The following is a 26,066-nucleotide window of genomic DNA, read 5'->3' on the forward strand; positions in this document are numbered from 1 at the left end:
TGCCGCGGGGTGCGGGCAGTCGCGCGGTACAACGATACGCACGGTGACCGGGGTACGCCGGGAACGGGCCAGGCCGGTTCCGTCACCCGGGACACTGGGCCGCATGAGGCTTTTCGTGGCACTGCTGCCGCCGCAGGAGGCGGCCCTTCAGCTCGGGGCGCGGGTCGACCGGGCGCGGGCGCTGCCCGGCGCCCGGCGGCTGCGCTGGACCGAACGGCCCGGCTGGCACTTCACGCTCGCCTTCCTGGGCGAGGTGGACGACGACCTCGTCCCCGCCCTGGAAACACGGCTCGCGCTGACCGCCCGGGACCACGCGCCCTTCGCGCTGCGCATCGCCGGTGGCGGCCGGTTCGGGGACCGGGCGCTGTGGGCGGGTGCCGCCGGGGGCGTGGACGCGATGGGGCGGCTGGCCGCCGGGGTGGAGGCGGCGGTGCGGGAGGCGGGCGCGCCCATGGAGCGTGAGCACCCGTACGTGCCCCATCTCACCCTGGCCCGCGGCGACGGCCTCACCGGCCTCGGACCGTACGCGGAGACCCTGGCCGGCTTCGAGAGCAGCCCGTGGACCGTGCGGGAGCTGGCCCTCGTACGCAGCGGGCGGCAGCCCCGGTACGAGGTGGTCGCCGCCCGGCCGCTCGGGCCCGGCAAGTAACCTCGGAGCGTGGACCCGAAAACCAGGAACCGGATCATGGCCGGTGCGCTTGTGCTGCTGTTCGTCGTCGTCGCCGTGGCGGCCGCCGTCGGACACTGACGGCGGCCGCCACCGGCTGCTGATGTGCGCCCACCCGAAGGGTGTGCGTTTACCAGGCGAACGCCTCCGGTGACGGGCCAGGCCCCGGGAAGATCTCCTCGACCCCGGACACCACGGCCTCCGGCAGCTCCAGCTCGACCGCGCGCAGCGCCGATTCCAGCTGCTCCGCCGTGCGCGGGCCGACGATCGGGCCCGTCACACCCGGCCGGGTCAGCAGCCAGGCCAGACCCACCTCCCCGGGCTCCAGACCGTGCTTGTCGAGCAGGTCCTCGTACGCCTGGATCTTCGCCCGTACGGCCTGGTCGGCGAGCGCGTCCGCCGAGCGGCCCGATGCGCTGCGCCCGGTGCCGCCGTCCCGCTCCTTGCGGATCACTCCGCCGAGCAGCCCGCCGTGCAGCGGCGACCACGGGATGACACCCAGGCCGTACTCCTGCGCGGCCGGGATGACCTCCATCTCGGCGCGGCGCTCCATCAGGTTGTAGATGCACTGCTCGCTGACGAGGCCGACCGAGCCGCGGCGGGCGGCCAGTTCGTTCGCCTGCGCGATCTTGTAGCCGGGGAAGTTCGACGAGCCCGCGTAGAGGATCTTGCCCTGCTGGATCAGTACGTCGATCGCCTGCCAGATCTCCTCGAACGGGGTGTTCCGGTCGACGTGGTGGAACTGGTACAGGTCGATGTGATCCGTCTGGAGCCGCTTGAGCGAAGCCTCGACGGAACGGCGGATGTTGACCGCGGAGAGCTTGTCGTGGTTGGGCCAAGCCTCACCGTCGGCACCCATGTTCGCGTACATCTTGGTGGCGAGCACGACCTTGTCGCGCCGCTCGCCCCCCTTGGCGAACCAGGTCCCGAGGATCTCCTCGGTGCGGCCCTTGTTCTCACCCCAGCCGTAGACATTGGCGGTGTCGAAGAAGTTGACGCCCGCGGCCAGCGCGGAATCCATGATCGTGTGGCTGTCGGCCTCAGTGGTCTGCGGCCCGAAGTTCATCGTGCCGAGGACCAGTCGGCTGACCTTGAGTCCGGTGCGTCCAAGCTGCGTGTACTTCATGAGCCTCAGCCAACCGCTTGGAGCGCGCTCGAATCAAGGATGTGCGGGCCATTTGAGGGGGGGCAGGAGGAGGGCAGGGGGGGGCAGACCGCCCGGCCCGGGGCCGAAGGCGTACGGGAACGCGGTCAGTTGGCGGCGACTGCACAGCCCACTGGCATCAGCCAGTGGGCACCGGACCCCGCTGAGCCGGCCGGGGGCTTGCGGCGTTACGCCGTGTGCCCGTGCTCCGTCTCGTCGTCCACCGTCTGCTCGGCCGCCGGGGCGTCCATGGACATGACGCGCCGGGCGTTCTCCTCCGCGGCGACCTCGTAACGGTCGGACGGGTCGGAGACCTTCAGCCCGTTCCCGTTGTCCGTACCCGCGACAGGACCCTGCCGCTGCTGGACGACATGCGTGAGTTCATGGGCCAGGGTGTGACTGTCGCTGCCGCCCTCACCGATGACGATGTGGCTGCCGGACGTATAGGCGCGGGCGCCCATCTCCTGCGCCGACTTCTTCGCGACCGCGTTGTCATGAATCCGTACGTCGCTGAAGTCGACGCCGCCGAACCGCGCCTCCATGTCCTGCAGCTGCGCGCCGGGAAGGGGCTGGCCGGGCATGCCCAGCACATCGTGCGCGGCCATCCGGCGCTGCACCGGAGCCTCTTCCTCCGGCAGGGCCTCCTGATGTCCGCAGGACGCCCCGTGAGCGTGCCGCTGGACCTCCAGCATGTGGGCGACCGCGGCATTTCCCACGGAACGCTGCAACGCCATGACGGCCTCCGGCGACTGCCGGCCCGGCAGCTGCCCGGCCAGGGCGGCCGCCGCCGCGTGGTGCTCCGGATGCGGCAACGCAGCGGGCTTGCGCAGCTCGTTCCCCTGCCGCTGCGCAGCGTTCACATCCTGCTTCCGCTCCTGCACCCACCCACTCCTTCGGTACTTCGTGCCGCATGTCGGTTACCTGTCTAGGCGACATCGGTGTCGGGGGGCAAGAGGTGGAAGGGCATACCGCACGTTCTTGCGGGTACGTCAGGTGGCCCCGCCGGGCAATCCGCGCGCCGGCCGCCTCAGCGCTGGGGCTGCAGGGGTGCGTTCCGCAGCACTTCCCGCGCGTGGGTGTTCCACTCGCGGAGGGTGTCGGACATGGGTATGGAGCCGGGCATGAGGAGGGAGTTGCGGCGGTAGAGGACCGTCTTCCCCTCCGGCTCGCGGTACCGGTTCTGCCAGCGCACCAGTTCGTCCTGGTCAAGGGCGGTCTGCGCCGGGTCGGTGTTCAGAAGCCGCTCGATCTGCCCCGCGAGTTGGAGGAACTCGTGGTACAGGGTGCTGCGCTCTGCGGCCTTCCCCATGTTTTCCTCACAGTTAAGTCAGCGAACTCGCATTCTATTCACAGTATCCGCACACGGGTTCGGCGCCTTCGGGCGGCCCGTCCCGGGCCGGCCGGGTGTGGCACCGCAGGGGCGCAGGAGGGAAGGCGACGACACCGTCGTCACCGGCTGTTGGTGTCGCGAACCTGCCGGACACCGGGCGGGGGCTGTCGCTGAACTGGCTTTCACCGAGCAGGTGTTGCCCGGCCGGTCGCGGCTCCGTCGTCATGCTGGGGCCGATATCGGGGCCCGTCGGGGCCCGCCGAAGCCGGGGCATCTCGGGCGGGCAGCGAACTCTGCCCTCACGGTTGTCCTCCCCGGCCTGGAAGTCGCAGCGCCGGAGCGGCCACACTGGGTGTCCCAACACCTCACGCCCGGGGCGTGTCGGACACGAGGAGACCATCGATGCCGGAGCACATCGCAGACCAGGCCAGGGCTGCGAGCGACAAGCGCGGAGCGACGCCGGTACGGCGCCGGCCGGCCTCGCCGTCCGCTGCGTCCACGGCGGAACTCCCGGCCCCCGGGCTCCCGCTCGGCCCGGCCGCCGTCACGGCGCTGCAACGCTCCGCGGGCAACGCGGCGGTCTCCCGGACGGTGGGCAAGCACACCCCCGGCCACGCGCACGGCGACACCCACGCCCACGCCCATGGCGCCGGTCACGCCCCCGGTCGCGCCGCCGGTTCCGGCCGCGCCGCCCCGGCTGTGCAGCGTGCTCCCCTGGGCATCTCCCACGCAGGGCCCTCCGGAGGAGCCCGGCAGCCGCTGGACTCCGAGGACGTGGACAACGTACGGGACTACGTCTTCACCTCGCTCGGCAAGGGCAACCACGAAGCCGTCGACCTGCTCCTCGACCGCCTGAAGGGCCTGAACCCACCGCCGGACTACCTCGACGACCTGCGGAAGCAGGTCGAGGCGCTGCGTCCCGGCGACGGCCCCGAGATTCCGTCCCAGGTCCATTTCATCTGGATCGGCGGAGCCATCCCGCCTGCCGCGCTCAACAACATCCTCGCGTGGGCCGGCCGGGCCACCAACACGGGCTGGACCATCAACCTCTGGACGGACCACAACTCGTCCCTGGGCACCATGAACCAGGCGCGGATCCGGACCACGAAGGGCCTGCAGCGCAAGTTCATCGAGGACGCCATCGACCCCCGCCTCGCCGAGGCCTACACCAAGGCGACCACCGGCAAGCAGAAGGCGTATCCGTTCGCATCCGACATCGCCCGGTACAGCATCCTCAAGAAGCACGGCGGGGTGTACGCCGACGTGGACCTGGGCTCCGGAACGGTCAACCTCAAGGAGAACACCCCCAAGCTCGCGGAGAAGGACGTCCCCGTGCTCGGTCCGCTCATCCGCGACAAGCAGAGCCTGAACGCGACGTTGAGCCAGGCGGGTGCCGAGCGGGCGACCGGAAAGCCGACCGCGGCCCAGATCCGCGCCGCGGTGACTCATCTGCTCGAAACCGGGGGCTACGGAAACCACTTCATCGCCGCACAGAAGGATTCCGCGGTCATGGAGAAGATGATTGTGAAGATCGCCGCGAAGATCAAGGGGATGGACGCCGACGAACTGCACATGGCCGGTCCGGCGGCGTCCGGACCGTTCCCGCTCCTCCAGGTGGTGGAACATCACTTGCAGGAGGAGTTCGGCATCGAGGGCGGTCTCAACAGGGGCGAGTACGGCAGGTTCCAGGGCCAGGGACGCCACTTCCACGACAACATGGAGTGGCTGACCCCGGAGAGCGAGAACCAGAACTACTGACCGGGCGGCTCGTTGGCCGACTGGCTGACGCCGTCGGAATCAGTCCGTCCCGGCCCGGCGGGCGCCGGTCGGGCGGACGGGTGGCCGTACCGCCACCCCCGCACCGCCACCCCTGAGACGCCGGCCCACCCGAGAGGAACGACACCGTGCGCGAATGGCAGCTGACGGAGACATTCCGCAGCACCTCCGGCGACGTCCGCTGGAACCGCCTCGGGTCGCCCGGCCACGATCCGGTCGTCCTCCTCCACGGCACGCCCTTCTCCTCGTACGTCTGGCGCGCCGTCGCCCGCGCGCTCGCCCACAGCCACGAGGTGTTCGTATGGGACATGCCCGGTTACGGTGCATCCGAGATGTCGGACGGTCAGGATGTATCCCTCGCCGCCCAGGGCCGGGTCTTCACCGAACTGCTGGCGCACTGGCGGCTTGACGAACCCCGCGTGGTGGCCCACGACTTCGGCGGTGCGGTCGCCCTGCGGGCACATCTGCTGCACGGCGCCCGCTACCGCGCGCTCGCCCTGGTCGACCCGGTCGCGCTGGCTCCGTGGGGCTCCCCGTTCTTCCGGCTGGTCGGCGAGCACTCCGGGGTCTTCGAGCAGCTGCCGCCCGCGCTCCATCAGGCCTTGGTACGCGAGTACGTGAGCTCCGCGAGCAGCCCCGGGCTGCACCCGGCCGTCCTCGACCGGCTGGTGGAACCCTGGCTCGGCGACCTCGGACAGGCCGCCTTCTACCGGCAGATCGCTCAGGCCGACGAGCGCTACACCGACGAAGTGCAGGACCAGTACGGAGAGATCGGCATCCCGGCACTGGTGTGCTGGGGCCAGGACGACACCTGGATCCCCGCGGCGAAGGGCCGGGAGCTCGCCGCCCGCATCCCGGGCGCACGGCTTGAGCCGATCCCCGGTGCCGGCCACCTCGTACAGGAGGACGCCCCCGCCGAACTCACGGCCGCGCTCCTCGCCTTCCTGCGACAGCCGAGCTGACAGGCGGAGCGCCGCCGTCCGGCACGGCGTTGACCCCAAGCGCGGTTGAGGCGCCAGGATCGGCCCATGACGAGCCGGCCGGACCACTTCGACATCAGCACTCTCATCAGCCTCTACTTCCGCACCTTGGACGAGCGGGAGTTCCCGGAGAACTGGGCCTGCGCCTACTTCACGGACGACGTATGGACGGTGACCCCGATCGGCACCTCCCAGGGCATCGACGCCATGTGGCACACGCGGGAAGCAATCGAGCGCTACGCCCGTACGCAGCACATGTCGTCCGATGTGCTGGTCCACACCGACGCCGCCTCGGGCAGGACCACAGCGTCGTGGAACGCGCTCATGAGGCATGTGCACCACGGATCCACCCTGCAAGCCCTCGGCCCGGACACCCAGCCCGTCTTCACCGTGGGCGGGGTCTACCGGGCCGAACTGCGCCGGACGCCGGACGGCTGGCGCATGGCGCACATGGAGGTCACCGCGATCTGGACCACGGGCACGCCACCTCACCTTCCGTCAGCCCCTCAGCCGCCGACGTCGTAAGGAGACGGATACTGCTGGGGCCAACCAGCCGTCCCGAGTTGGGCTCGTTCGGGCCCGCCGTCCTCTCGACGTAGGCCAAAGGTGGGGGTGTTCGGTCACGGGCCGGGGAACGAGCATGGAGGGATGGCGCCTCCCCCCTTCGACATCGATGCTTTCCTCAGCCGACCGCTCACCGCGCGCGTGGCGACGGACGGGCCGACCGTGCGGCCGGTGTGGTTCCTGTGGGAGGACGGCGCCTTCTGGATACTGACCGGGCCGTGGACCAGGCTCTTTCACCGGGTGAGTGCCGATCCGCGGATCGCTCTTGTGGTGGACGAGTGCGACATCGCCACGGGCCTCGTCCGCCAGGTCGTCGCCCGTGGACGTGGAGAGCTTGTTCCCTTCGATGTGACACGTGGGAGCCGGAAGTTGGCCCGGTACCTGGGCCCGGACGAGTCCCGGTGGGACACACGCTTCGTCCACTACCTGCGCGATGACCCAGAGGCGCGCGGCACGGTGTGGCTACGGCTGACGCCCTCGTCACTGACAGCTCGTGATCTGAGCTATGCGGTCCTGGACGATGAGGAGCCCACATCCACATCCACACCCACATCCGTACCCACATCCACGCGACGCCATGGATGAACTGGTGGGGCGGGTCGACGAACAGGGCCGGGTGCTGGCCGTCGTCGACCGCGCGGAGGCGATTCGGGAGGGGCGCTGCACCGCGCGTACGACCGGTACCGCGCCCTGGGCGCCACCCCGCCTCGTCAGGACGGCGTTTGAGGCCGAAGTGTCTGGCTGCTGTTGCCGCTGCCGCTGCCGCTGCCGCTGCCGCTGCCGAAGTCGCCGACGTACCACTTCTCGTTGATCTTGACGGCTTCCACCTTGGCCTTGAAGGACTTCGGGTCAACCCCGTGCGAGCGGGACAGCATGATCGCCCGCAGGGGCTTTCCATCAATGATGATCTTGGCCGCCGGGACGACCGCCTTGTCGCCCTGAGGGGTGGGGGCGTTGACCTTCACCGTTGGCTTGCCGGAGGCGTTCTGCGGCGTGAACGCCTTGCTCATGGACTTCAGGCCGACGGCCATCTGCTGCGTCGTCGTCGCGTCGCACGTCTGGGGGGTCATGGCCTTCGCCGGAGACGAGCCGCTGCCCGGCTCGGCGGAGACCAGACATGCCCGCTTCGCGTCCTTCGCGATGACCGCGTCGACCCAGGCGCCGACCGCGGAGGACACAGTGGGCTGGCCGCCCGTCTTCGTGCTGGAGCCACCGTCCGACGACGCGCCGGAGTTGCCCGATGCGCTGCTGGAGGGTGAGGGGTCGGTGCTGTGGTGCGAGGCGGAAGAGGAGTGCGAGCTGCCCGAGCAGGCTGCCAGGAGCGGCGTCGCCGCCAGCAGGGTGGCCGCCATGGCCCAGCCTATGATCCTCGTACCGGACTCCGGTCGTGCCATGACGTGCAACTTCCTATTCCTTCCGCATGCGGTGTCCTGGTCGACTCGATGCGGCTTGTTGCCCCTTCGAGTGGCCATCACGAAGCCGGGAGCAGGACAATTGCGCAGAACGCTACAACGCCGACCGGAGTGATCTTCAACGAGTTGGAGGTCATCTCCTGACCTTCCTCGGTATCGTCACCCGTCGGTTACCGAAGTCTCACCAACGGAAACGACACCTTGAGGCGGTGCCCTACCTTTATGGCCGGCGTCGGATATTTCGCCCTGGAAGGGGTGGGTATTATCCACGGAACAACCGACCATGCGAAACTTTTCACATGGCTCTTGCGCTCCCGCTCCGTAACAGCGAAGACTTCCGCCGCCGCGCCCAACTTGGCGCCGTCGTCGCGTCCTGCGTGCTGGTTCTGTCCGCGTGCGGATCCGGGTCCAAGGTGGGCAGTTCCCAGGGCTCGCGGTATGTGACGAGCGGCGATGGGATCGTCATGGCTGCGAAAAGCAGCCGTGAAAGAGCGCCAGACCTCTCCGGTAAAACGCTGGAGGGGGCCGCGTTGGACGTGAGCTCCGCCTACAAGGGGAAGGTCGTCGTCGTTAACGTCTGGGGCTCGTGGTGTTCGCCCTGCCGTGCCGAGGCCAGGAATCTTGAGAAGGCCGCGAAGGAACTCAAGCCGAAGGGAGTGGAGTTCGTCGGAATCAACACCAGTGATCCCTCCACGGGTCCTGCGAAGGCGTTCGAGAAGTCGTACGGCATCACGTATCCAAGCCTGTACGACCCGGCTGGAAAGCTCGTTCTCCGTTTCCCTGCGGGCAGTCTGAGCCCGCAGGCGATTCCCTCCACGCTGGTCATCGACCGGAATGGGAAGATCGCCGCACGTAAGTTGAGCGGGGTCGAAGAGGGCACGCTGCACAAGATGATCGACCCCGTGCTGGCGGAGAAGTGATCCGGCCGGGGACGTCGTCGCCGCGCTGATCGTGCCGGCACGCAGGCAGCGTGCCAGTGGAGCCCTGGCGGTATTGGTGGGCCGGGCATGGCCGTCAAGCGGTTGGACGGCTGACCGTTTCGCTGTGAAAACCAGCTGCGGTCTCCCGCCAAGTCGCCTACCGTCGGGGAGATTTCCGCCGGGACGCTTGAGACGTTGGGGATGATGGTGCGATACCGCACAGTGGGACGTAGTGGGCTGTCCGTGTCCGAGATCGGTTACGGAGCCTGGGGTATCGGTGAGTCCAGCTGGGTGGGGGCCACCGAGGACGAGTCCGTCCGGGCTCTGCACCGGGCCGTCGACCTCGGTGTGAACTTCATCGATACCGCGCGCGGCTACGGCGAGAGCGAGCGGATCGTCGGCCGTGTCGTGCGTGAGCGGGCCGGTGACGAGGTGCGTGTCGCGACCAAGGTGCCGCCCAGGAACGGGGTCTGGCCGCCGCCCTTCGGGCTCGACCCGGCCGACGTGTATCCGGGTGAGCACATCCGTAGGACTCTGGAGACCAGTCTGCGGGCCAGCGGCCTGGACCACTTCGACGTGCTGCAATTCCATGTGTGGAGCGACGACTGGGTCGGCCGGGGCGACTGGCTGGAGACGATCGCCGCGCTGAAACAGGAGGGGAAGATCGGCCTGTTCGGCGTCTCCATCAACGACCACGAGCCGGACAACGCACTCGCGCTCGTACGCAGCGGGGCCGTGGACAGCGTGCAGGTCATCTACAACATCTTCGACCAGTCGCCCGCCGACGCGCTGCTGCCGGCCTGCGAGGAGCACGGCGTCGGGGTCATCGTGCGGGTGGCGCTGGACGAGGGCGGTCTCACCGGCCGTATCACCGCGGACAGCACGTTCCCGGAGGGCGACTGGCGCCACCGGTACTTCCGCGACGACCGCCCGGCGCAGGTCGAACAGCGGGTGGCGGCGATCGTCGCCGACCTCGGCATCGCGCCGGACGAGATCGCGGAGACCGCGCTGCGTTTCGTGCTGAGTTCGCCGGCGGTCTCCACTGTCATCCCCGGGATGCGGACCGTACGCAATGTGGAGCGCAACACTGCTCTGAGCGACGGGCGGGTGCTCACCGCGGACCAGCTCGCCGTGCTGGCGAAGCACCGGTGGGAGCGGAACTTCTATTCCTGATGCCGGATGCCTGATGTCCGACGCCCGGCTCCGGTGTGCGATGGGCGGGCGCCGGCCGTCGGGGCGGCGGGGCGTTGTCAGACCCGGCTGGCAGGCTAGGACTCATGACGAGTACGAGCACTGAACGACCGATGCCGCCCCTGAACGCGGACGAGCGCATGAACCTGGAGAGCTGGCTCGACTTCTACCGGGCCACGCTGGCCATGAAGTGCGAGGGCCTCACGGAGGAACAACTGCGCACGGCCTCCGTGTCGCCTTCGTCCCTGACGCTGCTGGGGCTCGTCCAGCACATGGCCGAGGTCGAGCGGAACTGGTTCCGCCGCGTGCTGACGGGCGAGGACGCACCGGCCATCTACGGCCAACCGGTCGGTACGGAGGGGCACGACGAAGGTTTCGGCCTCGCCGATGACGCCTCGTTCGAAGCGGCGCGGAACACCTGGGAGGACGAGATCACCCGGGCCCGCGCCAACTGCGCGGCGCGGTCGCTGGATGACACCTCGCCGTTCATGGGCAGCGAGGTGAGCCTGCGGTGGATCTACACGCACATGGTCGGCGAGTACGCCCGGCACGACGGGCACGCGGACTTGATCCGCGAGCGGATCGACGGCAGCACGGGGGTCTGAGGCCCGGGGCCCCGGGTCCGGGCCCTGGACCCTGGACCGTGCGTCGACGTAGCTGTACGAGGTGGGCGAGGAGCGCGTCAAGTGCCTTCGCCAGGGTGAGCGTCCCGTCACCCCACGTGCGCCCGCCCCGTCGTTCCAACAGCGGTGGCCCGCGCGTCGTTACGCAGGCCGCCGCTGAGTGTGGGTGCGAGCGCCTACCCGGTCGCAGTGCCGGCGAGTCGTGAGCCGTGAATCGTGAATCGTGAATCGCTCAGGAATCCTGCAAGCCACTGAACGAGTCGAACCAGACGGTGGTCCGCCCGACCTTTCCGTTTTCCTCCTGGACCGTGCGGTTCGCATACGGGGGGTTGAGGATCCACGGCATCTTGTGGGGGCCCCAGCCCGTCTGCATGGATTCGATCTGCACCGCCCCGTAGGTGGCCACCGCGAGCTTCCCGGTCTCCCTGAACATCTGCACCTGCTTGGTCAGATAGTCCTTGTTGGAGGCGAACCACGGACTCATCGTGAGGAAGTCCTCCCACCTCTCCTGAGGGAAGGGCTTCTTGATCGCGTTGCCGATCACCTGCCACACGCGGGTGTTCGGGGACACGTGGTACTTCGCTGCGTAGGCCGCCGGGATCGTGTCGCCCATGTGTTTCTGCCAGAGCAGTACGAGGGAGAACTCCGTCGCGAGGAACCTCTTGCCCTTGTCCAGGCGGGACACGACGTACTGGACGTATTGGCCGGCTGCCTGGAGGGAGTCGACGTGCGGATGGATGTCGAGGCCTTCGATCTCCGGTTTCCTGTTGACGAAGGCGACCCACCGCTCGGTGGCCTGGGTGCGCGCTTCCTTCCTGTCGAGGTGGTTGAGCGCCCCCATGTACAGGCGGGTCCTGCACCCGTGCGGGAATTTCTTCGTGCGGTAGGCGATGACGTGCTCGGCTATGTACTCGTAGAACACATTGAGCCGTGCGTCGCGCTCGTCCTTCATGGTTTCGAGGAAGGGCTCGTTGCCGATGGTGAGGATGTCCGTTTTCCCCATGACGGCGTCCAGCACCCGGTCCACGCGCTTCAGTTGCGTGTCCATCTCCGGGCTGCCGACCTTGGGCAGTGGCTGCCCGGCGGTCATGAAGGGGAACTTCATCGAGAGAATCGTCCTGAAGTCGTTCCCGTTCGCGTCGAGCAGCTTGGCGACGGCCCGCTGCTGGGTCGCGGTGTTCGCGTCGAGATCGTCCGTCATCGGGACGAAGCCGCGCACCCACTTCGCCGAAAGCGTCTTCATCTCGGCGAAGTCCAAGTCGGACGGGTCCTCGTTGAAGTTCACGCCGAGCGCGCCGTCCGGGGCCTCGCCCGTGGGTGCGTCGCTGCCCGTCGGGGTCGGCTGCTTGCTCCCGCTCCCGCTGCTCCCCTTCCCGCTCGGGTGCTTGTCCGTGGCACTGCACGCCGCGGTGAGGAGGGCGGCGCCGGACACCCCCAGCAGCCGGCGGCGCGAGGTCGGCCTCGCGGAGGAGGGCGTACCGGACGTGTCGGTCCGTTCGGACGACTCGTACCGCATTGCTGTTCTCCGATTCTGCTGACGTCGTTGCCGGCCGTCGTCCCCGACCGGCGTCGTCCGTGGAGCGCCGGCCGGGCGGAGGTCGCTGCACCCTCTTTGCTGACAGGAGGCTCATCCTCGGTGGCGACGCCCGGCGTTGGTCCGTGCCTGATCAACGTAGTTGATCGGAATCGGAGCACGGGCCCGGACCCCTCCTGACCGACCGCGCCGGTCGAGCGTCGGGTCAGTGGGTCAGTGGGTGAGGACCGGGGCGTGCGCCCACCGGAAGACGTGGGCGAGGGCTGGGGCGACGATCGAGGTCGGCAGCTCGGAGTCGAACCAGCGGTCGACGTACGTCCAGTGGTAGGGGTGCAGCAGGTACGCGCCTGTCAGACCGTCGACGTCGGCGAACTCCTGCTCCCAGACATGGGTCCAGCGTGAGGACTCCACGGTGGCGTCGACACGGCTCAGTGCCCACGAGTGGATGGTCGCGATGTGATCGGGCATCGCCATCAGATCGGCCTCGAAGCGGGCCACGGTCTCCGGCGGAGTGCCAGGTCGCACCGCGAGCGCCAGGGTGCGCTTCACGCGTGGCCCGGACAGCTCCACCTGTCGCGAGGCCACCGGCGCGAGCGGTACGGCGTCGACCTGCGCATCGGCCTTCGCGTCGCCTTTCGTGTCGATCGTCGCGTCGCGCAGGAGCGACCGCACCGCGGACGCGGACAGCTCCCCGTCGGTGGTGAGGTCCCCGCTCAGGCCCAGGCCGCCGAAGCTGCCCGGCAGATCGGTCCCCGCTGAGCAGGCCCGGACGCCGGGCAGCAGGGCGGCCGCCCGGTCGAGGCCGGTGACCGCTTCGGGCGTCGACGTGAAGATCACCCAGCGGGTCATGCGATCCCCTCCAGAGGCCGGCTCGCCCGGCGGTCCCGCTCGACGGCGAGGGCGTCGGTATACGCCCAGAAGGCCGCGACCTCGGGATCGGCGGCCGCGGCCGCGCGCATCTCGTAGAAGGCGTACGGGCTGGGGAGCGTCCACGCCACGGACAGGGCGACGGTCCCGGTGCCGGTGTGTGCGCGGTACACCCCCCGCAACGTCATCCCCCGCGTCCGGGCGCGGGGGAGATAGTCCTCGCGCCAGCGTTCGAGCCAGGGCCCGGCGTCATCCACCTCCAGCACTACGCGGTCGTGTACCTGGACCTGCACCTGTACCTGGGCCCGTGCCTGCACCTGTACGTCGGTCACAGTTTCTCCAGGATCTCGTCGCGGTACCGGTCGATCTGTTCGCGCAGCCCCTCCAGGCCGCGCGGCCCGAGCAGCCCGTCCGCGCCGCCGATGCGCGGCGACATCACCAGCCGGTTCGCCCCGGCCCGCACGTACTCCCGCACCCAGGCGGGGTCGTTCCTCGCCCGCTCCGCGTCGCAGGACCCGGGCCAGGCCGTGAGGTCGACGGCGTCCTCCGCCCGTCCTGCCGCGCGGGCACACCGGCGCAGCAGGTCCGCCTGCCGGGCGAAGTCCTCGGCGGTGATGGTGTAGGGGAACCAGCCATCGCCGCAGCGGGCCGCCCGCCGCACGGCGGGGTCGCTGTTGCCGCCCAGCACGATCGGCACCGCGCCCGACTCCGGCCGGGGCAGGCAGTGCACCCGGTCGAAGGACACATGCTGTCCCTGGAAGCTCGCGGGGGCCTGGGACCACAGCGCGCGCATCGCCTCGATGCACTCGTCCAACCGTGCTCCTCGGTGCCGGTACTCCACGCCGACGGCCGCGTACTCCTCCTTCTGCCAGCCGATGCCCAGGCCCAGCATCAGCCGCCCGCCCGAGTGGCGGTCGATCGTCGCCGCCCGCTTGGCGAGCACTACCGGGCTGTGCAGCGGTGCCACCACCATCGCCGTGCCGAACCGCAGGGTGCTCGATGCCCCGGCGAGGAAGGCGATCGTCTCCAGCGGGTCCGGCATCGGTATCGCGTCGGGGGCGCTGGGCATCTGCCCCGAGCGCGCATAGGGGTACAGCGGCTCGTAGGCCTCGGCCATGACCACGTGCTCGACCGTCCAGAGCGACTCGACGCCGCACTCCTCCAGCGTCCCCGCGAGATCGCGCAGGAAGCCGCCCGAGGTGATCAGCCCGTCCGCGAACGGCGCCATCATGCCCAGCCGCACCATCGTCACCCCTCCCTCACCGCCCCTTTCTAATGGGAGCGATTAAGTAATTGGAGCGATTAATATCGGCTCGTGGCAGAGAAGACAAGACCTGGAACGACGGCGACACGGCAGCGCCTGCTGCGCGCGGCCGAGGAACTCTTCGCCGAACGCGGGGTGGCCGCCACTCTCACCAGGGAGATCACCGAACGCGCGGGGCAGGGCAACTCCTCAGCGCTGCACTACCACTTCGGCTCCCGCGAGGGGCTGCTGAACTCGATCCTGTCGGAGCATCAGCAACGGGTGGAGGCGGCACTGGGCCCCGCGCTGGCGGAACTCGACCGCGATGCCCCGCTGACGGCGCTGACCCGGGCGTATGTCGCGGCTGAGGACGCCGAGTTGGCACACGACAGCGGCCGCTACTGCCTGCGGATCGTCGCGCAGCTCGCCCACGAGACCGGCTTCCGCGACGGCGCACCACATCAGGCCCTGCGCGACAGCCTGCTCTGGCAGCTGTTCGAACGCGTCGACGCACGCTTGGTCCAGGACCTCGGCGTGCCACCCGACCTCGCCAAGGAGCGCGTCGAGTCGATGGTGATGCTCGTCGGTGCGGCGTTCGCGGACCGCGCACGCCAGGTGCAGTCCGGGCGTCGGCAAGCGGTGGGCGGGGCGAGGTACTGCGCGGACCTGACCTCGATGCTCACCGCCATGCTGGGCGCCGCGGGCGACGGCTGCTTCATTGACGAGGACGGGGCGGCGGGCCCGGACGCCGAAGCGTAGCGCCGGCTGCGGGGCCGATCCCCCAGCCCTGGTGCAGTGCGTCCGCGAAGGCGCCCGCCAGTTTCCGTTCGCCGCTGTCGTTCGGGTGGGTGCCGTCGTACGTGTCGGTGTGGATGTCGTACGTCTCGGGCCGCGAGGCCAGCAGGAGCGGTGAGCGTGGTTCGTCCAGGTCCGCGAGGGTCTTCGCCAGCAGTACGTTGAAGTGGGCGACTTCCGCCGCGAACGGCGCGTCCGTCTCGGCGCGGATGTTCGGGATCACCGGGAGGAGCACCGCGCGGATGTGCGGGTTCGCCTCGCGTGCCTCGGTCAGGAAGCGGCGGGCGTGCAGCGCGGTCTGTTCGGCGTCCGTGTAGAAGCCGAGGTCTATCAGGCCGAGGGAGACGAGCAGCAGGTCCGCCCGGTGTGCGGCCGCCGTCTCGCGGATCACCGGGGCCATGTGCTGCCAGCCCTTGCCCCAGCCCGACAGATGGCGGCGGGCTCCGGCGGGGAAGGCGGGGTCCGCGTACGCCGTGCTCGACTCGTACAGCTCGGTGCGCGGCCCGACGATGTCGCAGCTGTCGCCCAGGTGCTGCCACATGCGGTAGCGCCAGGTGTAGTCGCCGGCGCGGCCTATGGTCATCGAGTCGCCGACGAACATCATCCTCAGACGCATCCCGTCATCATCGCCGATGGTGCGGGGGTGGCAGTCTTGGGGGCATGCGTTCGCTTCAGTACGTCGCCGGGGCCGCGGCCACCGTCCTGTTCGCCCTTGTTCCGGCCGGCCCGGCGGCCGCGGACGACGGGGGCTTCACGATCAAGGATCCCCGGATCACGGAGTCCAGCGGCCTGGCCGCGAGCCGTCTCCACCCCGGTATCTACTGGACCCACAACGACAGCAGCGACGGCCCGTACGTCTACGCGGTGGACTCGAAGACCGGGCAGACCGTGGCCCGGGTCACGATGCGCGGGGTCGGGGCGCCGCGCGACGTCGAGGCGATCTCGATCGGGCCCGACGGTGACATCTATGTCGGGGACATCGGCGACAATCTGGACGGGAGTTGGGACCACGTCTGGATCTACCGCTTTCCCGAGCCGAAGCAGCTGAAGAAGGAAGAGACGGTCCACGCCACGCAGTTCACCGTCAAGTACGCCGACGGGCCGCGCAACGCGGAGGCGCTGATGGTCCACCCGAAGACGGGCCGCGTCTACATCGCGTCGAAGAACCAGACCAAGGGCGGGCTCTACGTGGGTCCCACGAAGCTGTCGGCGTCGAAGACCAACGTCTTCCGGCGGATCGACGACGTGCCGTGGGTGACCGACGGCGCGTTCTCCCCGGACGGGAAGCAGCTGACACTGCGGGGCTACCTGGGGGCGGAGTCGTACGACTGGAAGCCCGGCGGCGGGCTCGGCACCGAACACGAGCTGGGCGTGCCGTTCCAGGGCCAGGCCGAGTCGGTGACGTACACACCGGACGGATCGGCGCTGATGATGGGCTCCGAGGGGGCGCAGAGCCGGGTGCTGCGCTTCCCGGTGGAGAAACCGAAGGGCTCGGACGGCGGCAGCAAGTCGTCGTCCGGCAGCGGGAGTTCATCAGGCGCGGGGGATGACGGGGCCGGTGGCTCCGGGGGGTCTCCGACGGCGTGGGGCGTGGGTGTCTTCGCCGTGCTGTTCCTGCTGTTCATGGGGGTGAAGCGGCTGTTCGGGAGGGGGCGGAGGTGAGAATGGGGCCCACCCTCTGCGCGCCCGGTGGTCCGGGCGGGCTCAGTCCTTGGCGCGGACGGTCGCCCCGGCCTGAAGGACCGCGGCGACATCGAGGGTGACGTCACCGCCGATCGAGGCGGGGAGCGGGGCTTGCTGGCCCGCGGCGAAGATCTGGTGACTGGCGTAGTCACTTCCGACCGGCTCGGTGAGGACGTGGACGCGGTTGTGCTTGCGGTTCACGATCACGTAGACGGGGATGTCGGCCTCGGCATACACGGACACCTTGGCGCGCAGATCCTGGTTGTAGTTGCTCGACGTGACTTCCAGGACGAGGCGGAAGGCAACGGGGTCGTAGCAGTTGTGCGCGATGAGATGTGCGGCGTAGTCGCCATCGACGATCGCGAGATCGGGGATGGCGTAGTCCTCCGCTCCGCGCGGAAGCCACAGGCCGATGCTCTGAAGGACTTTCGTTTCCTCGTTGTGCAGCCCTGCTGAGAGGAAGGGGACCATGAGCGTGGTCAGTACTTCCGCGTGAGGGCCGTCCGGGGGCGGGGTCACGGTGAGGATGCCTCCGATGATCTCAACGCGGTAGCCGGGCAGCTGCTCCATGAGGAGGTCGGCCTCTTCGAGCAGGGTCGGCGGCTCGCCGTCACAGGGGTGCTCGACTGCTGCGGCAGACATGAGGGCCTCCTGGTGGCTGGTGTCGAGAACATCATGGTAGGCCGGGCGCGGCTGCTGGGCGGGCTTGCGAAACGGTTGCCCGGACGAGTGAGGCAGGGTGCCCGGGTTGCCGGGGGCCGGCTCTACGGGCCCCAGTGGGCCGGTCTGGTCAGTGACGGGGGGAGCCTGGTCGTCGTGTCGCCCTTGGCCGCGTTCAGCTGGGGCTGGGTGAGGAAGAAGCAGCCGGTGAGGTCCGCGCCGGTGAGGTCGGCGTCGCGCAGGTCGGCGCCTATGAGGTCGGCCAGGCGGAGGTCGGCGCCGGTGAGGTCGGCGGCTATCAGATAGGCCCCGCGCAGCGTGGCGCCGTGCAGGTCCGCGCCCCGGAGCCGGGCGCCCATGAGATCGGCGCCGCGGTGGTCCTTCTGCGCGTGGTTCTTCGTCGCCTGGTCCTTCTTCGGCCGGTCCTTCTTCGGCCGGTCCCTCTTCGGCCGGTTCCTCTTCGGGCCATCCGCCTGGTGCGCCTGGTGCGCCGTCGCGCGGACCAGGTCGCTGGTGCGGAGCAGCAGCTCGTTGACCTTCCGGCGGTGGGCCCCGACGTCCAGGGCGGCCAGTTCGTCCGGGCCGAGCAGTGTGAGTGCCTCGGTGGCTTCGAGGAGGTCGCGGAGGCCGGAGTGGACCGGGGCGGCCGGGGCGAGGGTGAGCGCCTCGGTCAGGTACCAGAGCAGTTCGTGGAGCTGGCGTATGACGGGGAACGTGGCGAACATCCGCTGCGCGGTGTCAGGCGCCTGCCGCCAGTCCCGGCCGCCGAAGGTGACCTGCGAGACCTGCTGGCCCGCGCCGAAGCAGTCGTACACGGTGCAGCCCTGGAACCCCTTGTCGCGCAGCCGGGTGTGAATGCCGCACCGGAAGTCCGACTGGAGGTTGGTGCAGGGCTGACCCGCGCTTTTGCTGACCGCGAAGTCGGCGGACGCGGTGAAGGGGAGTGCGACGCAGCACAGCCCGAAACAGTTGGCGCAGTCGCCTTGCAGGCGCGGACGCAGCCGTATGTCGTCGGGCACGGGGAAGGAGCCTCCGGGGTGGGGCGGGCGGTGCTGCGTGGATGGGTGATTCATTTTATGCGGCGCGGGCGGGGGCCCCGATGTCGAGTTCGGTCGCGGGCCAGGCGTTCCGTGGAGGGCGGGCCCGTACGGATCGGGCCGACCTGTGACGGTATGCCGTGCGTCGTCCTACACTGCTCGCGTGACTGCTGCGTACGACTACGAGGACATGCACCACTTGGTGGACCGGCTCACGCCGCCCCAGGTGCGTCGCCTGCGGCTGCTCGTCACCCAGGATGCCGAGCTGGCTCACGTTGCGGAGTCGCTGCCCACTGCGCACTCGGCCGATGCTGCACCCGAGGGGCTGGCTGCCCTGATCGGCAGCGTCGACGGGCCCGCAGACATGGCGGAACGGCATGACGACCACATCCGCGAACGGATGCGCGAGCGCTTCGGCGACCAGGCGTGAGGGCCACGGTCCTGGACACGGGACCTCTGGCAGCAGCGCTGAACGCGAACGACCGTCGACACGCTGAGTGCGCATCGCTCCTTCTTTCGCTGAGCGGCCGTCGACTGCTGCCCAGCCCCGTCCTTACCGAGGTGTGCTGGCTGCTGGAGCGCTGGCCCAAAGTTGAGGCGGCCTTCCTCGCCGAGGTTGCCCGGGGGACGTTCGAACTGGTCCATCTCACTCCGGCCGACCTGAACCGCATGGGCGAGCTCGTCCTTCAGTACGCCGATTTCCCGCTTGGCGGGGTCGATGCCTCGGTGGTCGCGGTGGCCGAGCGTTTCGGCGTCGGTCATGTGGCCACGCTCGACCGCCGGCACTTCAGCGTCATCCAGCCGGCGCACGTCTCCGCGCTCACCCTGCTCCCGTAGGTGGCCCTGCGTACTCTCGCCGGATGCGCACCCCGATGAACGACCCGAGCGCCGTCCCTGCCCCTGGCTCCGCCGCCGCTCCGGCGGCCATGCGCACCGCGCGGCTCGATCTGCTGCCGCTCCGTGTGTCGGATGCCGAGGAGATGGCCGTAGCGCTGTCCGATCCGGGCCTTCACGCGTTCATCGGCGGCAGCCCCATGGACGTCGACGAGCTGCGGGCCCGGTACGGGCGTCAGGTCGCCGGGTCGCCCGATCCTGCGGTGGTCTGGTGGAACTGGGTGATCCGGTTGCGTACGGAGGAGTGCCTGGCCGGGACCGTGCAGGCCACCGTCGCAGGGCCCGTCGCCGAAGTCGCGTGGGTGGTGGGGGCGCCGTGGCAGGGGCGGGGGATCGCCAAGGAGGCGGTGGCCGCGCTGGTGGCGTGGTTCGGGGAGGTGGGCGGCGTACGGGAGGTGGTCGCGCACATCCATCCGGATCATGCGGTATCCGCTGCTGTGGCCAGGGCAGTCGGGCTTGCTCCCACCGAGGAGTGGCAGGACGGCGAGGTGCGGTGGCGGCTGGTGCTGCCGCCCGCTCCCGGCCACCCTCGTGCCTGAGCCTGTCCGCTCCGCCTTCCACTTGAGGCCGTCCCCCTCTTCCTTCCGTCCGGGCCTTGGGGGGGGTGCACAGGCGTTTACCCTAGGGGTGAACGCCTGTGCACCCCTGGCATCACGCACGGGCCCCACGCCACACCGCGAGCCCGACGGAGAGCCATGTCCCCAGCCATACCCAGACCCGAAGCACCCGCAGGCGCACCCGCCGAAGCGGACCAGGCACCCCACCCCCGCATGTTCGTCGGTGTGCTCGCCTTCTGCGGTGTCGTCGTCGCCGTCATGCAGACGCTCGTCGTGCCGCTGCTGCCGCACGTACCGGCGCTCACCGGCTCCACCCCGGCCGCCGCCAGCTGGCTCGTCACCGTCACGCTGCTGACCGGGGCCGTCTGTACGCCCGTGCTGGGGCGGGTCGGAGACATGTACGGGAAGCGGCGGGTGCTCGTCGCCGCGCTCGGGGTGCTGGTCGTCGGATCCGTGCTCTGTGCGGTCAGCTCCGACATCGGGGTGCTGATCACCGGGCGCGCGCTCCAGGGGGCCGCGCTCGCCGTCGTACCGCTGGGGATCAGCATCATGCGGGACGAACTGCCGCCCGTCAGGGTGCTGTCGTCCGTCGCCCTGATGAGTTCGACGCTGGGGATCGGCGCGGCCGTCGGGCTGCCCATCGCCGCGTTCGTCATCGAGCACTCCGACTGGCACACCATGTTCTGGGCCTCGGGCGCGCTCGGGGTGCTGGACATCGTGCTGGTGCTGACATTCGTCCCGGAGTCCTCGCTGCGTACGCGCGGCCGGTTCGACGCGCTGGGCGCGCTCGGGCTGAGCGCGGCGCTGGTCTGTCTGCTGCTCGCCACCACCCAGGGCGGCGAGTGGGGCTGGGGGTCCGCCCGGGTCGTCGGGCTGTTCGTCGCCGCCGTCGTGATCGGGCTCGTCTGGGGCCGTTACGAGCTGGGCGTCTCATCGCCCATGGTCGACCTGCGGGTCTCGGCCAGGCCCTCGGTGCTGTTCGCCAACCTGGCCGCGCTGCTCATCGGCTTCGCCTTCTACGCCAACTCCCTCTCCACCGCCCAGATGGTGCAGGAACCGAAGAGCACCGGATACGGTCTCGGCGCCTCGATCGTGGTGGGCGGGCTCTGTCTGCTGCCGGGTGGGCTCTCCATGGTGGCGCTCTCGCCGGTCTCCGCACGGATCTCCGCCCGGTACGGGCCCAAGGTCACGCTCGCGCTCGCCTCGGGTGTCCTGGCCGTCGGGTATCTGGTGCGCTTCTTCACCAGTCACAGCCTGTGGCTGATCATCGTGGGCGCCACCGTGGTGGCCTCCGGCACCGCCCTCGCGTACTCCGCGCTGCCCTCGCTCGTGATGCGCGCGGTCCCGGTGAGCGAGACCGGGGCGGCCAACGGGCTCAACACTCTGATGCGCTCGGTCGGACAGGCTTTCTGCTCCGCCGTGGTCGCCGCCGTACTCGCCAACGTCACCTTCCGGGTCGGCGGCCGCACCGCGCCGACCCTGCACGCGTATCTGCTGGTCTTCCTGATCGCGGCGGGTGCCGCGCTCGCCGCGCTGGCCGTCACGCTGTGCATCCCGGGCAGCTCGGCGGTCCCGGCCGGTAGCGTCGGGGAGCGAGGTTCGAAGGTGCCTGTCCGGGAGGATGCATGACCGTTGGCGGTACGGATGCGGGTACGGGGACGGGTGTGGGTACGAGTTCGGGCACGGGCACGGGTACGGGTACGGGTGCCGACGTGGGGACCAGTGGGCGGGATGCCATCCTGCTCGCCGCCCGGCGCGCGTTCACCCGGCGCCCGTACGCCGAGGTGACCATGCGCGGGATCGCCGCCGACGCGGGTGTGAGCGCCTCGCTGATCGTGAAGCGGTTCCGGACGAAGGAGGAGCTGTTCAACACGGTCACCGACTTCGGGCCGGCCGCCGACGAGCTGTTCGACGCACCCCTCGGCTCGCTCGGCCGGCACATGGTGCTCTCGCTGGTACGGAGCCGACGTGCCCAGCAGGCCGACCCGCTGCTGCGCGTCGTGTTCTCCCTCGGCAACCGTGACGAGCGCTCCCTGATCAATGAGCGCTTCCGCGACCAGGTCACGTCCCGGCTGGCCGCCCGCCTCACCGGCGACGAGCGCGAACTGCGCGCGGAGCTGATCGCCGGGCAGCTGCTCGGCATCGGCGCGGCCCTCAGCCTGCACCGGCCCGGCGCCGGTGAACTGGCCACGCCCGAACGGCTGGCCGAGCTGTGCGGGCCTGCGCTCCAGCGGCTGATCGACGGTGCCTGAGCCGAAGTTCTAGCCGAAGTTCTGACGAACGCCGGGCCCCACCTGGTGTGGGCGACCGTCAGCTTTCGGTGTCGAGGTGGATGTGTTCGATGCCGTTGTCCAGGAAGGCGGCCAGGTCCTGGGCTTCGGTGTGAACGGCCTCCTGTTCCAGGGCGGTGAGGGGCCGTAGGGGGCTGATGCGGAGTTGGTGGTCGCGCACGGTCCAGGTGGCGGTGACGCGTCCGTCAACGAGGACGGTGCGGTGGCCCGCGACGGACAGACCGAGGTGGGGGGCGTCGATGATGCGGCTGCGGTCGTGGTAGCCGAGGATGGCGTTGTCGAAGGCCGGAAGGAACCGGACGGGGGCCGGGGTGTCGGGGTGGGGGCGGGGCGCGTCGGGCAGGTCGAGCAGTTCGCGGCCGCGTTCGTCACGGAAGACGACGAGCTCCTCCCGGGCCGCTCTGACGGCGGCGGGAAGGCCGGTGAGGCCGCACCAGGCACGCAGATCCGCGCCGGCCGCGGGCCCGTACGCGGCGAGGTAGCGGTGCAGCAGTTGCCGTCCGACGGGATCGCTGCCATCGGCGGGAAGGGGATCGATGTCCTGTTCCAGCCAGGTACTCAACGGCAGGTTGCGTACGCCGGCGGTCTGGTGCCACAGGCCGCGGGGCGGGAGTTGGGCCATGGGGATGAGGGCCGCGACGAGCAGCTCGCCCAGGGCGCGGCGTGGTGGGCCGGGCCAGCGGTCTTCAAGAGTCTGTACGAGCTCGGTCATGGTGCGGGGCCGCTGGTCGGCCATGACCGCGCGGCCGGCGGCGGCGACCTCGTCCACGTCGATGCCGGCCAGTTCGCGCCGGTAGGTTCCCAGCACTCGCCCGCGCAGCATGGTGTCGTGGCGGGCTCGCCAGGTGAGCGCGTCGCCGGCGGTGACGAGGTGGACGGTGCGCCGCATCAGGTGGGTGCGGACCACCACGCGACCGGTCAGCGCAGCGTCGAGTTGCCCGGGTTCGAAATCGGACAGGCGGGACCACAGCCCGGTGAAGGGTTCCTGAGGATCCTGCGCCTGCAAGCCGCACAGATGGGCCACTGCCTCCGGCACGGAGCTGTCGCTGCGCGTGAGCAGGTGCTGGCGGGCGAGGGTGGCGCGGTTGAGGGCACGGGCATCGAGGACAGTCATGGCATTCTCACGCGGCGGCTCGCTCGTGGGACGGGCGTCGGCGCAGTTCCGTGTGGGTGAGGGAGGGAGGCGTGTAGGACACGTCCAGCGGGCCGATGTCGGTGCCGGGCGGGACGATCGCGTCGATCTTGTCGAGGATGCCGTCGCCGAGGGTGAGGGTGGCGCCGGCGAGCACGTCGTCCAGCTGGTCCATGGTGCGCGGGCCGATGATGGCGGAGGTGACGTCGGGATGGCCGGTGGCGAAGGCCATGGCCAGGTGTGTGAGGGAGTGGCCGGTTTCTTCGGCGAGGGTGAGCAGTTGCTCGACCGCGTCGAGCTTGCGCTCGTCGGTGAGGTGCCGGGAGACCCAGTGCATGCGGGCGTTGTCCGGCCGCGGCGCGTTCTTGCGGTAGCGGCCGGTGAGCAGGCCCATGGCCAGCGGGCTCCACACCAGAACGCCCAGGCCGTAGCGGTGGCAGGCGGGCAGGATCTCCCGCTCGATGCCGCGGTTGAGGAGGGAGTAGGTGGGCTGCTCGGTGCGCAGGCGGTGCAGTCCGCGCCGCTCGGACACCCACTGGGCTTCCACGATGTCCGAGGCCGGCAGGTTGGAGGAGCCGATCGCCCGGACCTTCCCGGCCCGCACGAGGTCGGTGAGCGCGGAGAGGGTCTCCTCGATGTCCGTGTACGGGTCCGGGTGGTGGATCTGGTAGAGGTCGATGTAGTCGGTCCGCAGCCGCTTCAGCGAGCCCTCGACTGCCTGGACGACCCAGCGCCGGGAGCTGCCGCCGCGGTTGGGGCCCTCGCCCATCGGTCCGTTGAACTTGGTCGCCAGTACGACCTCGTCGCGGCGTCCCCTGAGGGCCTTTCCGACGATCTCCTCGGTCTCGCTGTAGCCGTAGACGTCGGCGGTGTCGACGAAGTTGATGCCCTCGTCCAGCGCCCGGTGGATCATGCGCGCGCAGTCGTCGTGATCCGGATTGCCCATCTTGCCGAACACCATGGTGCCCAGGCAGTAGGCGCTGACTTCGATACCGGTCCGTCCCAGTTTCCGCATTCTCACGGTGGCCCGTCCCCTTCCGCTGCTGTACGTGGTCGGCGCCTGCGCCGTCCGGGCCGCCCGGGTGGCTGCGGCGGCCCGGACGGCGCAGGCGAGTCGGGTCGGCTCAGCCGTTGTACGGAGCGGTGACGTCCAGGACCCAGGTGATGCCGAAGCGGTCGGTGAGCATGCCGTACAGCGGCGCCCACTGCGCGGGCTCCAGTGGGCTGACGATGGCCGAGCCCTCGGCGAGCTTGCCCCACAGGGCGCTGATCTCCTCGGTGTCGTCGCCGCGCACGGAGACGAAGAACGGGTTCTCGCCCTGGTTCCAGGGCAGATGCGAGGGCACGTCGTAGGCCATGACGTGGAAGCCGTTGTCGCCGGCCACCTCGCCCCACATCACCCAGTCCGCCTCGCTCTCGTTCCGTACGGCGCCCGCGTCCTTGTAGGTGACGGCGACCGTACGTCCGCCGAAGACGGACCGGTAGAAGTCCAGCGCCTCACGTGCGGTACCCCGGAAGTTCAGGTGAGTGGTGGTCGTGACGGACATGACCTGCTCCTTGCCTCGATGTGACACCTGTGCGCCGTCGGCCGTCGGCCGTCGATGCCGAGCGGCGGCAGCCGTGACCAGGGGGCCATGCCTCCCGAACGGCTCGTATGCCACGATGGCAGGGGTAGAGGACAGGGTGTGTCCGGTACTATCTGGCCGGTACTCCAGGGGGTGTGGGTGTCATGCATAAAACGTCCGCCCGGCTGCTCGCGCTGCTCTCGCTGCTTCAAACGCCCCGTGACTGGTCAGGCGACGATCTCGCCGAGCGGCTCGGCATCACCTCGCGCACCGTGCGCCGTGACATCGACCGCCTGCGCGAACTCGACTACCCGATCACGACCGTCAAAGGACCGGCCGGCGGCTACCGCCTGGAGGCCGGCACCCACCTGCCGCCCATGCTGTTCGACGACGAGCAGGCCGTCGCCCTGGCCGTCGCACTCCAGACCGCGGCCGCCGGCACCACCGTCCCCGAAGACGCTTCCCGCGCGCTGGCCACCCTCCGCCAGGTCATGCCGCCCCGCCTGCGCCACCGCATCGACCTGTTGCACATCACCGCCGTCCAGCCGCCCGCAGCGGCCGGCGACACCCCCCGGGCCGACGCCCAGGTCCTGGTGGACCTGAGCCGCGCCATCCACGCCCGCGAGGAACTGCGCTTCGACTACACCCCGGGCCCCGGCACCCCGGCCGATGACGCCCGCCGCGTACAACCCCACCACCTGGTCACCTGGCGGCACCGCTGGTACCTGGTGGCCTGGGACCTCCACCGCGAGGACTGGCGCATCTTCCGCGTCGACCGCATCCGGCCCCGCACACCCACCGGCCCCCGCTTCGCCCCGCGTGAACTCCCCGGCCGTGACGTCTCGACCTTCGTCACCAGCCGGTTCCGCGGCAACGACGGCACCACCACCGACTGGCCCTGCCGGGGCGAAGTCGTCCTCGGCCTCCCGGCCGCCGATGTCGCGCCCTTCGCCCAGGACGGAGTCGTCGTGGAGCTCGGCCCCCACCGCTGCCGGCTCACCCTCGGCTCCTGGTCATGGACCGGCCTGGCCGTCGCCATCGGCCGCTTCGACACCGATATCGAGGTCATCGGCCCGCCCCAACTGGCCACCGCGTTCGGGGACCTCGCCGCCCGCTACGCCCACGCCGCGAGAACCCACGACTGAGCAAGCACCTGTGACGCGGTACGGCGAAGGGCCCCTGCCGCCGGGCTTCGGCGGGA

General features: G+C 70.0%; 29 protein-coding genes and 1 pseudogene. 16 read left to right on the forward strand and 14 right to left on the reverse strand.

The genetic code is table 11. The features are described 5' to 3' along the window. Positions 1-103: 103 nt before the first annotated feature. Positions 104-649, forward strand: a complete 546-nt coding sequence (gene thpR, locus OG385_RS18155) for an RNA 2',3'-cyclic phosphodiesterase (RefSeq protein WP_266855690.1) — start codon at positions 104-106, stop codon at positions 647-649. A 148-nt stretch (positions 650-797) separates the two neighbouring features. Here thpR and OG385_RS18160 read toward each other — a convergent pair whose 3' ends face one another. The 3 genes and pseudogenes from OG385_RS18160 to OG385_RS18170 all read right to left on the reverse strand — a co-directional run bounded on the left by OG385_RS18160 (position 798) and on the right by OG385_RS18170 (position 3,120). Further along, complete coding sequence (locus tag OG385_RS18160; protein ID WP_266855691.1) at positions 798-1,793, reverse strand: aldo/keto reductase; 996 nt, start codon at positions 1,791-1,793, stop codon at positions 798-800. A 269-nt stretch (positions 1,794-2,062) separates the two neighbouring features. Next, positions 2,063-2,545: pseudogene (locus OG385_RS18165) on the reverse strand (DUF4157 domain-containing protein); the annotation flags it as partial. Positions 2,546-2,838: 293 nt separating this feature from the next. Continuing rightward, positions 2,839-3,120: a hypothetical protein gene (locus OG385_RS18170; RefSeq protein WP_266855692.1), complete on the reverse strand. Its 282-nt coding sequence runs from the start codon at positions 3,118-3,120 to the stop codon at positions 2,839-2,841. 423 nt (positions 3,121-3,543) lie between these two features. Between OG385_RS18170 and OG385_RS18175 the strand changes: the two genes are divergently transcribed. The 4 genes from OG385_RS18175 (at position 3,544) to OG385_RS18190 (ending at position 7,046) form a co-directional block, all read left to right on the forward strand. Further along, positions 3,544-4,899: a TcdA/TcdB catalytic glycosyltransferase domain-containing protein gene (locus OG385_RS18175; protein ID WP_266855693.1), complete on the forward strand. Its 1,356-nt coding sequence runs from the start codon at positions 3,544-3,546 to the stop codon at positions 4,897-4,899. Between the two features lie 146 nt (positions 4,900-5,045). Further along, positions 5,046-5,879, forward strand: a complete 834-nt coding sequence (locus OG385_RS18180) for an alpha/beta fold hydrolase (RefSeq protein WP_266855694.1) — start codon at positions 5,046-5,048, stop codon at positions 5,877-5,879. A 66-nt stretch (positions 5,880-5,945) separates the two neighbouring features. Next, a complete protein-coding gene (locus tag OG385_RS18185) occupies positions 5,946-6,422 on the forward strand; it encodes a nuclear transport factor 2 family protein (RefSeq protein WP_266855695.1) in 477 nt (158 codons plus the stop codon). 123 nt (positions 6,423-6,545) lie between these two features. Beyond that, positions 6,546-7,046: a pyridoxamine 5'-phosphate oxidase family protein gene (locus OG385_RS18190; RefSeq protein WP_266855696.1), complete on the forward strand. Its 501-nt coding sequence runs from the start codon at positions 6,546-6,548 to the stop codon at positions 7,044-7,046. 125 nt (positions 7,047-7,171) lie between these two features. Here the strand turns inward: OG385_RS18190 and OG385_RS18195 are convergent, their stop codons facing one another. After that, positions 7,172-7,855 (reverse strand): hypothetical protein, encoded by a 684-nt coding sequence (locus OG385_RS18195; protein ID WP_266855697.1) that lies wholly within the window; start codon positions 7,853-7,855, stop codon positions 7,172-7,174. Positions 7,856-8,172: 317 nt separating this feature from the next. Between OG385_RS18195 and OG385_RS18200 the strand changes: the two genes are divergently transcribed. The 3 genes from OG385_RS18200 (at position 8,173) to OG385_RS18210 (ending at position 10,589) form a co-directional block, all read left to right on the forward strand. After that, entirely contained in the window at positions 8,173-8,793 is a 621-nt protein-coding gene (locus tag OG385_RS18200) for a TlpA disulfide reductase family protein (RefSeq protein WP_266855698.1), read from the forward strand. Positions 8,794-9,000: 207 nt separating this feature from the next. Further along, complete coding sequence (locus tag OG385_RS18205) at positions 9,001-9,966, forward strand: aldo/keto reductase (protein WP_266860959.1); 966 nt, start codon at positions 9,001-9,003, stop codon at positions 9,964-9,966. Positions 9,967-10,070: 104 nt separating this feature from the next. Next, a complete protein-coding gene (locus OG385_RS18210) occupies positions 10,071-10,589 on the forward strand; it encodes a DinB family protein (protein WP_266855699.1) in 519 nt (172 codons plus the stop codon). Between the two features lie 250 nt (positions 10,590-10,839). Here the strand turns inward: OG385_RS18210 and OG385_RS18215 are convergent, their stop codons facing one another. From OG385_RS18215 to OG385_RS18230, 4 genes are all read right to left on the reverse strand, one after another. After that, positions 10,840-12,123 carry a hypothetical protein gene (locus tag OG385_RS18215; protein WP_266855700.1) on the reverse strand — a complete coding sequence of 428 codons (1,284 nt, stop codon included), beginning with the start codon at positions 12,121-12,123 and terminating at the stop codon, positions 10,840-10,842. Between the two features lie 231 nt (positions 12,124-12,354). Further along, on the reverse strand, positions 12,355-12,990 hold the full coding sequence (locus tag OG385_RS18220; protein ID WP_266855701.1) for a Dabb family protein: 636 nt from the start codon (positions 12,988-12,990) through the stop codon (positions 12,355-12,357). Further along, positions 12,987-13,340, reverse strand: coding sequence for an NIPSNAP family protein (locus tag OG385_RS18225; RefSeq protein ID WP_266855702.1), 354 nt, complete (start codon positions 13,338-13,340; stop codon positions 12,987-12,989). The genes OG385_RS18220 and OG385_RS18225 overlap by 4 nt, the downstream gene beginning before the upstream one ends. Next, complete coding sequence (locus OG385_RS18230) at positions 13,337-14,254, reverse strand: LLM class F420-dependent oxidoreductase (RefSeq protein WP_266855703.1); 918 nt, start codon at positions 14,252-14,254, stop codon at positions 13,337-13,339. The genes OG385_RS18225 and OG385_RS18230 overlap by 4 nt, the downstream gene beginning before the upstream one ends. A 69-nt stretch (positions 14,255-14,323) precedes the next feature. Here OG385_RS18230 and OG385_RS18235 point away from each other — a divergent pair, with 69 nt between their 5' ends. Next, positions 14,324-15,010 (forward strand): TetR/AcrR family transcriptional regulator, encoded by a 687-nt coding sequence (locus OG385_RS18235; RefSeq protein WP_266855704.1) that lies wholly within the window; start codon positions 14,324-14,326, stop codon positions 15,008-15,010. Here OG385_RS18235 and OG385_RS18240 read toward each other — a convergent pair. Beyond that, complete coding sequence (locus tag OG385_RS18240) at positions 14,967-15,662, reverse strand: GDSL-type esterase/lipase family protein (RefSeq protein ID WP_266855705.1); 696 nt, start codon at positions 15,660-15,662, stop codon at positions 14,967-14,969. The two genes, OG385_RS18235 and OG385_RS18240, sit on opposite strands and share 44 nt — an antisense overlap. A gap of 44 nt (positions 15,663-15,706) precedes the next feature. On the opposite strand from OG385_RS18240, the gene OG385_RS18245 reads away from it, so the two are divergent. Beyond that, on the forward strand, positions 15,707-16,708 hold the full coding sequence (locus OG385_RS18245) for a WD40 repeat domain-containing protein (RefSeq protein ID WP_266855706.1): 1,002 nt from the start codon (positions 15,707-15,709) through the stop codon (positions 16,706-16,708). Between the two features lie 42 nt (positions 16,709-16,750). Here the strand turns inward: OG385_RS18245 and OG385_RS18250 are convergent, their stop codons facing one another. Together OG385_RS18250 and OG385_RS18255 are read right to left on the reverse strand one after the other, a co-directional pair. Continuing rightward, positions 16,751-17,371 carry a Uma2 family endonuclease gene (locus tag OG385_RS18250; RefSeq protein WP_266855707.1) on the reverse strand — a complete coding sequence of 207 codons (621 nt, stop codon included), beginning with the start codon at positions 17,369-17,371 and terminating at the stop codon, positions 16,751-16,753. 122 nt (positions 17,372-17,493) lie between these two features. After that, on the reverse strand, positions 17,494-18,408 hold the full coding sequence (locus OG385_RS18255) for a pentapeptide repeat-containing protein (protein ID WP_323183793.1): 915 nt from the start codon (positions 18,406-18,408) through the stop codon (positions 17,494-17,496). 181 nt (positions 18,409-18,589) lie between these two features. Between OG385_RS18255 and OG385_RS18260 the strand changes: the two genes are divergently transcribed. The 5 genes from OG385_RS18260 to OG385_RS18280 all read left to right on the forward strand — a co-directional run bounded on the left by OG385_RS18260 (position 18,590) and on the right by OG385_RS18280 (position 22,129). After that, positions 18,590-18,856 (forward strand): hypothetical protein, encoded by a 267-nt coding sequence (locus tag OG385_RS18260; RefSeq protein ID WP_266855708.1) that lies wholly within the window; start codon positions 18,590-18,592, stop codon positions 18,854-18,856. Next, entirely contained in the window at positions 18,853-19,263 is a 411-nt protein-coding gene (locus tag OG385_RS18265) for a type II toxin-antitoxin system VapC family toxin (RefSeq protein WP_266855709.1), read from the forward strand. Before OG385_RS18260 ends, OG385_RS18265 begins: the two co-directional genes overlap by 4 nt. 35 nt (positions 19,264-19,298) lie before the next feature. Further along, positions 19,299-19,859: a GNAT family N-acetyltransferase gene (locus OG385_RS18270; RefSeq protein WP_266860963.1), complete on the forward strand. Its 561-nt coding sequence runs from the start codon at positions 19,299-19,301 to the stop codon at positions 19,857-19,859. Positions 19,860-20,015: 156 nt separating this feature from the next. Beyond that, positions 20,016-21,506, forward strand: coding sequence for an MFS transporter (locus OG385_RS18275; RefSeq protein ID WP_266855710.1), 1,491 nt, complete (start codon positions 20,016-20,018; stop codon positions 21,504-21,506). Next, positions 21,503-22,129 (forward strand): TetR/AcrR family transcriptional regulator, encoded by a 627-nt coding sequence (locus OG385_RS18280; protein ID WP_266855711.1) that lies wholly within the window; start codon positions 21,503-21,505, stop codon positions 22,127-22,129. The genes OG385_RS18275 and OG385_RS18280 overlap by 4 nt, the downstream gene beginning before the upstream one ends. A gap of 58 nt (positions 22,130-22,187) precedes the next feature. On the opposite strand, the gene OG385_RS18285 is transcribed toward OG385_RS18280, so the two are convergent. From OG385_RS18285 to OG385_RS18295, 3 genes are all read right to left on the reverse strand, one after another. Further along, positions 22,188-23,282 carry a winged helix DNA-binding domain-containing protein gene (locus OG385_RS18285; RefSeq protein WP_266855712.1) on the reverse strand — a complete coding sequence of 365 codons (1,095 nt, stop codon included), beginning with the start codon at positions 23,280-23,282 and terminating at the stop codon, positions 22,188-22,190. A 7-nt stretch (positions 23,283-23,289) separates the two neighbouring features. Then, positions 23,290-24,321 carry an aldo/keto reductase gene (locus tag OG385_RS18290; RefSeq protein WP_266855713.1) on the reverse strand — a complete coding sequence of 344 codons (1,032 nt, stop codon included), beginning with the start codon at positions 24,319-24,321 and terminating at the stop codon, positions 23,290-23,292. 103 nt (positions 24,322-24,424) lie between these two features. Continuing rightward, positions 24,425-24,847, reverse strand: a complete 423-nt coding sequence (locus tag OG385_RS18295; RefSeq protein WP_266855714.1) for a VOC family protein — start codon at positions 24,845-24,847, stop codon at positions 24,425-24,427. Between the two features lie 182 nt (positions 24,848-25,029). On the opposite strand from OG385_RS18295, the gene OG385_RS18300 reads away from it, so the two are divergent. Then, positions 25,030-26,010, forward strand: coding sequence for a YafY family protein (locus tag OG385_RS18300; RefSeq protein ID WP_266855715.1), 981 nt, complete (start codon positions 25,030-25,032; stop codon positions 26,008-26,010). Positions 26,011-26,066 lie beyond the last annotated feature (56 nt).

Origin of the sequence: Streptomyces sp. NBC_01306 (assembly GCF_026340465.1) — a bacterium.
Lineage (GTDB): Bacteria > Actinomycetota > Actinomycetes > Streptomycetales > Streptomycetaceae > Streptomyces.

Bases quoted from the DNA above. Each gene is read 5' to 3' on its own strand.
- thpR (WP_266855690.1), top strand. From the start codon at position 104: ATGAGGCTTTTCGTGGCACTGCTGCCGCCGCAGGAGGCGGCCCTTCAG.
- OG385_RS18160 (WP_266855691.1), bottom strand. From the start codon at position 1,793: ATGAAGTACACGCAGCTTGGACGCACCGGACTCAAGGTCAGCCGACTG.
- OG385_RS18170 (WP_266855692.1), bottom strand. From the start codon at position 3,120: ATGGGGAAGGCCGCAGAGCGCAGCACCCTGTACCACGAGTTCCTCCAA.
- OG385_RS18175 (WP_266855693.1), top strand. From the start codon at position 3,544: ATGCCGGAGCACATCGCAGACCAGGCCAGGGCTGCGAGCGACAAGCGC.
- OG385_RS18185 (WP_266855695.1), top strand. From the start codon at position 5,946: ATGACGAGCCGGCCGGACCACTTCGACATCAGCACTCTCATCAGCCTC.
- OG385_RS18190 (WP_266855696.1), top strand. From the start codon at position 6,546: ATGGCGCCTCCCCCCTTCGACATCGATGCTTTCCTCAGCCGACCGCTC.
- OG385_RS18195 (WP_266855697.1), bottom strand. From the start codon at position 7,855: ATGGCACGACCGGAGTCCGGTACGAGGATCATAGGCTGGGCCATGGCG.
- OG385_RS18200 (WP_266855698.1), top strand. From the start codon at position 8,173: ATGGCTCTTGCGCTCCCGCTCCGTAACAGCGAAGACTTCCGCCGCCGC.
- OG385_RS18210 (WP_266855699.1), top strand. From the start codon at position 10,071: ATGACGAGTACGAGCACTGAACGACCGATGCCGCCCCTGAACGCGGAC.
- OG385_RS18215 (WP_266855700.1), bottom strand. From the start codon at position 12,123: ATGCGGTACGAGTCGTCCGAACGGACCGACACGTCCGGTACGCCCTCC.
- OG385_RS18220 (WP_266855701.1), bottom strand. From the start codon at position 12,990: ATGACCCGCTGGGTGATCTTCACGTCGACGCCCGAAGCGGTCACCGGC.
- OG385_RS18230 (WP_266855703.1), bottom strand. From the start codon at position 14,254: ATGGTGCGGCTGGGCATGATGGCGCCGTTCGCGGACGGGCTGATCACC.
- OG385_RS18240 (WP_266855705.1), bottom strand. From the start codon at position 15,662: ATGCGTCTGAGGATGATGTTCGTCGGCGACTCGATGACCATAGGCCGC.
- OG385_RS18245 (WP_266855706.1), top strand. From the start codon at position 15,707: ATGCGTTCGCTTCAGTACGTCGCCGGGGCCGCGGCCACCGTCCTGTTC.
- OG385_RS18250 (WP_266855707.1), bottom strand. From the start codon at position 17,371: ATGTCTGCCGCAGCAGTCGAGCACCCCTGTGACGGCGAGCCGCCGACC.
- OG385_RS18270 (WP_266860963.1), top strand. From the start codon at position 19,299: ATGAACGACCCGAGCGCCGTCCCTGCCCCTGGCTCCGCCGCCGCTCCG.
- OG385_RS18275 (WP_266855710.1), top strand. From the start codon at position 20,016: ATGTCCCCAGCCATACCCAGACCCGAAGCACCCGCAGGCGCACCCGCC.
- OG385_RS18280 (WP_266855711.1), top strand. From the start codon at position 21,503: ATGACCGTTGGCGGTACGGATGCGGGTACGGGGACGGGTGTGGGTACG.
- OG385_RS18285 (WP_266855712.1), bottom strand. From the start codon at position 23,282: ATGACTGTCCTCGATGCCCGTGCCCTCAACCGCGCCACCCTCGCCCGC.
- OG385_RS18295 (WP_266855714.1), bottom strand. From the start codon at position 24,847: ATGTCCGTCACGACCACCACTCACCTGAACTTCCGGGGTACCGCACGT.
- OG385_RS18300 (WP_266855715.1), top strand. From the start codon at position 25,030: ATGCATAAAACGTCCGCCCGGCTGCTCGCGCTGCTCTCGCTGCTTCAA.